The following is a 6,849-nucleotide window of genomic DNA, read 5'->3' on the forward strand; positions in this document are numbered from 1 at the left end:
GCCCCGGCGGTTCCCCAGCAGCCCCCGCCGCTGGTGGCCCCGCAGGTGGACGTGGCGCCCCAGTTCGCGCGCCAGCCCGCCACGTCCGAGTCCCCCAAGGAGCGCACCGCTTCCGACGGCCAGTCGGCGGACACCGCGCGGCAGGCGCTGGAGGGCCGCGCGAAGCTGCGCGTGGCCGTCCTCACCCGGCTCCACCGCGGCCTCACGGAGGTGGAGGGGAAGATGAGCGCCTTCCTCGCCAACCCCGGCCGCCAGGGCGTCGTCACCCTGCCGGTGGTCCTGAGCGAGAGCACCGTCACCTTCGAGTGGTGGAAGTCCGCGAACGCGCTCCCCGAGGACCGGGCCTACCTGGCCCAGGTGCTGGGCGAGCCCGGCTCCGTGGATGACGCCACGCTCCTGGGCACGCTGCGCCAGGAGGTGCACCAGGCCTTCGCGGAGTTCCCCCGCACGCCCCAGGGGCTGGAGGCCCGGAAGCTGTACGACGCCGTCCTCCAGAAGTACGAGGCCGCCCGCATCCAGCCCATCATCGCGGGCCACGACACCGGCCCCCTGGTGGAGGAGTGCACGCGGCTGGGGCTCACCTGCGAGAAGGACTTCACCCGCTCGCTGCTCCTGTCCCCGTGGATGCTGGCCATCGCCCAGAGTCCGGACGAGGGCTCCAAGACACAGGTGATGGTGGCGGGCCTCACGCTGCCCCAGCTGGGCGCGCTGGTGGGCCACCTGCGCCAGCTCAACCCCCTGCTCAGCAACGCCCAGCTTCGCGCGCTGCTCTTGCGCGCCTCCACGGACATGAAGCTCGCGCTGCGCAAGGTGCTGGGCCAGCAAGAGGTGGAGCAGGTGCAGGCCCTGGCGCGTCAGCTGCTACGGCTCCAGGCCGTGCAGCACCTCACCGTCTGAGTTGAGGGCCGCGCGTCAGGCGCGGAAGACGGTGGGCCGCAGCGCCAGCTCCGCCGTCGACTCCAGCGTCACGGACGCGAGCAGCGACTCCGCCACGGCGCGCGTCGCGTCCAGCCGGTGCGCGCGCTGCGTATACGTGAAGGTGAAGGCCACCTGCTCCCGCAGCACGTAGAACTGGAGCTGCGCGAGCGCCAGGCCCTGCATCCGGAAGGTGTACTCGCGCAGCACGCCGGTATTCACGCCGAAGGTGGCCTTGCGCTCCGACACCTGCTGGAAGGCCTCCGCCGTGCGCATGCCCTCCAGCATGCGCGCGGCGAACTGCTCCAGCGACTCACCGGGGACCGCCGGCTCCAGCGACACGACGAGGTTCGCGCGGAAGCCATCCTCCTCCGGCCCCACCGCCACGACCTGGCTGGCGTCGAACCAGCCGTCAGGCAGCGAGACGCGCAGGGGACCGTGGCGGATGGACCTGGGAGCCATGAGCGCCGGAAGTCCTTAGGAGGATTCGCGGCCGAAGTTGGACATGGCGCGCGAGCCGCCGCCGTCCGTGTTGCCGAGCGCGACGGCCTTCTGCCCGCCCTCCTGCGCGGCCTGGGCCTCGGAGAGCCCCTGGGCGCCTTCGACGATCATCTGACCGCCGCCCTGGTGCTGGTTCCAGCTGATCTCCATGGAGTCCGCCAGCCGCTGCGCGTCCACCGGAATCTTGGAGCCGGTGCTGGGGTCCTTGACCAGGTAGCGGCCCTGGTCGTCCTTGCCCTCCACGGAGACCCAGTGCGCGCGGCCCGTCTCGCCGGGCTTCGTCGTGGGGTCCACCAGGCTGGAGTCCACCATCACCGCGCCCTTGCCTCCGCGGGCGAGCGCATCGTCCAAAGCCTTCGTGTCGAGCTTGGACGACGTCTGCGTCACCTTCGTGCCCTGATTCGCGAGCATGTTGGACAGCTCGTGCGGAGAGGTGCCCTGGCCCTGCGTGAAGCGCGACTCCAGCGCGTCCATCTTCTCCTTGTTGGACACGGGCTGCGTCTTGCTGTTGCCAATCTCGTTGCCCAGCATCACCGCCACCGCGGCGCCGCAGTTGTTCTCCTTGGTCTGCTTGAGCACGTCGGGGTCCGTCCCCGCGGCGTCCCAGCCACCAATCTCCGGGGCCTGGGGCGCGGCCGCGAGCGTCCCGGGGATGCCCAGCTCCTGCGCCGACGCGCCCGCGTTGGCCTGGAAGCGGTTCGCCCACGCCGGGTCCAGGGACTGCAACGCCGCGAAGGCGTCCGAGGCCTGCTCCGTCTGGACGGGGGTGGGCGCCCCCTCCACCTGCGAGACGACCTTCTCTTCCGGCAACCCGACCTGCTGCGCGGTCTGCTGCGGCTGGGCGGACGGCTTCACCTCCGCCAGTTGCTGGAAGGTACGGAGGACGTTGGTAGAAAGATTCACGCTCACGGTGGGGGCTCCGGAGGGGGATGGGGGATGCCATCCTACCCGGGTTGCCGCCCCGTGTTAAGGGTCCCCGGACGGATCCAACCCGTGCTTGCGCAGGAGTTTCCGAAGGTAGACACGGTCGATGTCCGCCTCCCGGGAAGCGCGGGAGATGTTCCCCTCGCAGCGCTCGATGAGGTTCTTGAGGTAGTCACGCTCGAAGACCTCGATGAGGTGCTCCTTGGCCTCCTTGAAGGGGAGGTCCAGGTCCGGGCCGCGGCGGCCGGATGCGTCCGGAGGCGGCTCCAGGTCCGGCAGCGCTTCCTCACCCAGGTTGACCACCTGCTCCACCACGTTGCGCAATTCGCGCACGTTGCCGGGCCAGGGGTACTGCATGAGCAGGGCGCGCGTCTGGTCCGACAGCGCACCCTGCTGCCGGCCCATCTGCTTGAGCATGTGGTCGATGAGGAACGGGATGTCCTCCGGGCGCTCTCGCAGCGCGGGCAGCGTCACGCGCAGCACGGCGAGCCGGTGGAAGAGGTCGCGGCGGAACTTCCCCTGCTGGACGGCCTGCTCCAGGTTTACGTGCGAGGCGGCCACCACGCGCACGTTCACCGTGAAGTAGTCATTGCCGCCCACGCGCTTCACCTGCCGGCGCTCCAGCACGCGCAGCAGGCGCGGCTGCAGCTCCAGGGGCAGCTCGCCAATCTCGTCCAGGAAGACGGTGCCGTTCTGCGCGCGCTCGAAGGCGCCCGCGCGGTCGGCCTGGGCGCCGGTGAAGGAGCCCTTCACGTGGCCGAAGAGCTCGGACTCGATGAGGGTGGAGGGCACGCCCGCCAGGTCCACGATGACGAAGGGGCCCTTGGCGCGCGGGCTCTGCTGGTGGATGGCCTCCGCGCACAGGTCCTTGCCGGTGCCCGTCTCGCCGTGGATGAGGACGTCGGCGCCGCCGGGCGCCAGGCGCTCCAGCACGGTGAAGGCCTCGCGCATCTTGCGGCTCTGGCCCACGAGCGCGCCGAAGCGGTCGCGCGAGGACAGGGGCAGCGAGCGCTCGCGCGTGTCCTCCGGCACCAGCTTCAGTTCGGTGGTGCCCAGGGTGACGACGCTGCCGGGGCGCAGCTCCATGGCGGAGAAGCGCAGCCCCTCCACGAACGAGCCGTTGTGCGAGCCCAGGTCCGTGGCGAGCACGTGCTCGTCGTGCACCTCCAGCTTCAGGTGCTGGCGGGAGACGGCCTTGTCGGAGAGGACGATGTCACACGTGGGGGCCTTGCCCACCACGTACGTCCCCTGTTTGAGCGGGTGGGCCTTGCCGGCCTCCGCGCCGGAAAGCACCCGGAGCACCATCCGCACCTGTCCGGCACGGCCCCGGTTCAGGGTGGCCGTGGCATCCAGGAGCTCCTCATCGTCATCTGGCGGCAGCGACACGGTGCGGGACGGTAGCACGCCCCGCCACGGCCGCCAGCAGCCGCGCGCTCCGTCCTACCGGCGCCGGGCCCGGGGCGGCTTGCGGGCAGGCGTGCGAGGGGGCTCCTTGGGCAGGGCTTCCAGCCACGAGTCCACTTCGCCCACGCGCTCATCCATGCCGGACTCGTTGAAGCGCTCCCGGGCGCGGGTGGCCTCGCCCCGGGCCTCTGGCGATTGGCCCGTCTGGTACAGCGCTCGCGCCAGCGCGAAGCCGGACTCCGCCAGCGCATCCGACGGCGCGGACGCGAAGGACACCGCCTGCTGGAGCGGCGCCACGGAGTCGCGCGCCCGGCCCAAGCCCAGGAGCGCCTGGCCCACGCCGTCATAGGAGGGCTGGAGCCCCTCGTCGCCCGCGGGCAGCAGTTCGCGCTTGAGGGCCAGCGCCTGCTCGTAGGTCTTCAGCGCGTCGTCGTAGCGCTTCATGCCCAGCTGGCACATGCCCAGCTCGTCCAGCGCCTCCGCCACCTGGGGACTCTTCTCACCGTGGAAGGACTTGTAGAGGTCCACCACCGCCTGGGCGTGCGGCAGCGCGCGCTCGGGCTGGCCGGCATCACGCAGGGCCAGGGACAAGAGGCCGTGCCGGCGGGCCACGTCCGGGTGCACGGGCCCCACGGCCGCCACGGTCTTCGCGAGCGACGCCTCCAAGAGCGGCAGCGCCCCCTTCGCGTCGCCGGACCCCAGCACCAGCCGCCCCAGCAGGAAGAGGGTCCGCGCGCGCTTGGGGTGGTCAGGTGGCAGCGCCTTGTCATAGAGGGCGCTCGCATCCTCCAGCCGCTTCCGGGCCTCGTCGATGTGGCCCTGGGAGATGGCGAGGTTGGCCTGGTTCACCTTCACGTCGGCCTCCAGCACGGGCTCGCCGCCCAGCCGCTGGAGGGTGGCCTCCGCCAGCTCGCCCCAGTTCGCCGCCGGGTCGAAGTGCTTCTGGCCGTCCTCCACATAGAGGAGCTTGTTGAGGATGGCGACCTTCAGCCGGTCCGCCCGGCCCGCTTCCGCGTCGAAGACAGCACGCGACAGCAGGCGGGACGCTTCCGGCGACTGGCCCGTCTGTTCCTGGAGCCAGCCCAGGTGGAAGCGCATCTCCGCCTTCAGCGGCAGGTAGCCCGTCTTCTCCACCGGCGCCTCCAGCGCCTTCACCGCCGTGAGCGCCGCCGGGTAGCGGCCCGCGTCCACCTGCGCGCGCACCTCCGCCAGCTGGTCCTCCAGCACTTCAATCGCGTTGCGCAGGGCGGGGTCGGAGGGACGGCGCTGCTGTTCGGCCAGCGACTCCACGTCCTCGCATTCGTGCAGCGCGGGCAGCGCGTGCGCCATGTCCACGGACTTCTCCACCATGGCGGCGTCCGCGCCCGCGAGCAGGTCCACCGTCGCGCGCAGGTCCTTGCGGCGGCGCTCCAAACACACCACCTGCCGGTCCAGCTGCTCCTCCGGCTTCACGCCGCTCACGCGCGTGTCCTCGCACGCCCGGACGCGCTGGTCCTTCCATGCGCTCGCGTACTGCGCCAGCACCTGCGTGGCGCGCGAGGCCATGTCTCCGGCGAAGGGCTTCCCGGTGGCCTGGAAGGCGGACTCCAGGCGCGCCTTCGCGTCCGGCGTCCAGACGGTGTCCATCAGCGCGCCCGCGTCCGTGCACACCTGGGACTGCTGCCACGCCACGCCGCCCGCCACCGCCAGCGCGGTGGTCATCGCGCCCGCCGCGCCCAGCCAGCGCTTGCGCTGTCCGTGACGCTGCTCCTGGGAGAGCGCGTCCAGCAGGGTCTGCATGGACGAGAAGCGCGCGTCGGCATCCAGCGCCAGCCCGCGCAGCACCGCCTGCCGCACCCAGCCGGGCACCTTCACCTCGCGCGGGGGCTCGCGGATGAGCGCGGGCGGCGGCATGACGGGGACCGCCTTGGCCGGCGCGGCGTTCAACGACTGCGTGCCGCCCAGCGACTGCGTGCCGTCCGCCTCCAGCTCCGCGCCGCGGCTGGCGGACGCGTAGGCCTTGATGCTGCCCGGGTCGAAGGGGCGCGTGCCGTAGAGCGCGCCATAGAGCGCCGCGCAGAAGCTGAACTGGTCCGTGCGCGCGTCCAGCTGCGTGCCCCGGAACTGCTCCGGGGACATGTAGTTGGGCGTGCCCACCAGGAGGCCCGCTTCGGTGAGCGTGGTGTCCAGCATGCGCCGGTCGGAAGACTCCAGCACCTGCGCCTCTTCCGGCGAGGACGCCGCCTCCGGCCCTTCGCCCACCTGCCGCGCCAGCCCGAAGTCCGTCACGTAGACGCGGCCCGCGTGGCTCACCAGCACGTTGGCGGGCTTGAAGTCGCGGTGCACCAGCCCCGCCGCGTGCGCGGCCTGCAACCCCCGGCCCGCCTGGAGGTAGCGCTCCAGCACCTCGCGCCAGGACGGCTTCGCCTCCTTCAGCCACGAGCCCAGCGTGCCGCCTTCCACCAGCTCCATGGCGACGAAGACCTGGTCGCCCCACATGCCCACGTCGAAGACGGGGATGACGTTGGGATGGGAGACGCGCGCCATGGCCTGCGCCTCGCGCAACAGCCGGGACCGGGCCTCCTCGTTGTCCTGGTTGGCGTTCGGGTGCAGCAGCTTCAGGGCAATCTTGCGGTCCAGGTCCGGATCATAGGCGGCATACACCACGCCCATGCCGCCCTGCCCCAGCTTGCGCAGCAGCAGGTAGCGGCCCACCTGGGGAACGGGCGGGACGTCCTCGGCGCGGCGGGGCCTGGGGCCCGTCCCATGTCCCGTGCCCCGGCCTGTTCCCGCGCCCGAGCGCGCGGAGTCCAACGAGCCGGTGCCTGCGCTTCGCCTTCCGGTGTCTCTCTTCGTCATGGGGCCGTGACCTGATCCGCGAGTCTACCGCCGGCCCTCGTCCGCTCCGAACATCCTTCCGCGATGCGTCAACCTCGGCCGCCTGCCTGGTGACGGCCGTCATCAGCGGCCGACGCCAGTCATCAGGGCGTGCGCACAGGGTGGGACACAAACCCCTGGAATCAGGACGACCCGGAGAGACCGGGGGCTGGCATGCCGGACGCAATGGGTCCGGGCATCGGCGTACTCGCAGCCCTTCCCCTTCTGGAGTCTCCCATGGTCATCACC

Annotated in this window: 5 protein-coding genes; 1 reads left to right on the forward strand and 4 read right to left on the reverse strand. The window is 71.6% G+C overall.

Annotated features, from left to right (window positions below; translation table 11 throughout):
• The coding region (locus D7X32_RS45810; RefSeq protein ID WP_120608127.1) for a hypothetical protein at positions 1-897 on the forward strand (897 nt) is incomplete at its 5' end.
• Between the two features lie 15 nt (positions 898-912).
• On the opposite strand, the gene D7X32_RS42025 is transcribed toward D7X32_RS45810, so the two are convergent.
• The 4 genes from D7X32_RS42025 to D7X32_RS42040 all read right to left on the reverse strand — a co-directional run bounded on the left by D7X32_RS42025 (position 913) and on the right by D7X32_RS42040 (position 6,582).
• Positions 913-1,377, reverse strand: a complete 465-nt coding sequence (locus D7X32_RS42025) for a DcrB-related protein (RefSeq protein WP_120608128.1) — start codon at positions 1,375-1,377, stop codon at positions 913-915.
• A gap of 15 nt (positions 1,378-1,392) precedes the next feature.
• Positions 1,393-2,325 (reverse strand): cysteine peptidase family C39 domain-containing protein, encoded by a 933-nt coding sequence (locus D7X32_RS42030; RefSeq protein ID WP_120608129.1) that lies wholly within the window; start codon positions 2,323-2,325, stop codon positions 1,393-1,395.
• A gap of 57 nt (positions 2,326-2,382) precedes the next feature.
• Positions 2,383-3,645 carry a sigma 54-interacting transcriptional regulator gene (locus D7X32_RS42035; RefSeq protein ID WP_253900093.1) on the reverse strand — a complete coding sequence of 421 codons (1,263 nt, stop codon included), beginning with the start codon at positions 3,643-3,645 and terminating at the stop codon, positions 2,383-2,385.
• Between the two features lie 135 nt (positions 3,646-3,780).
• On the reverse strand, positions 3,781-6,582 hold the full coding sequence (locus tag D7X32_RS42040; RefSeq protein ID WP_120608131.1) for a serine/threonine-protein kinase: 2,802 nt from the start codon (positions 6,580-6,582) through the stop codon (positions 3,781-3,783).
• Positions 6,583-6,849: the final 267 nt, after the last annotated feature.

It is taken from the genome of Corallococcus carmarthensis (genome assembly GCF_003611695.1).
Classification (GTDB): Bacteria; Myxococcota; Myxococcia; order Myxococcales; family Myxococcaceae; genus Corallococcus; species Corallococcus carmarthensis.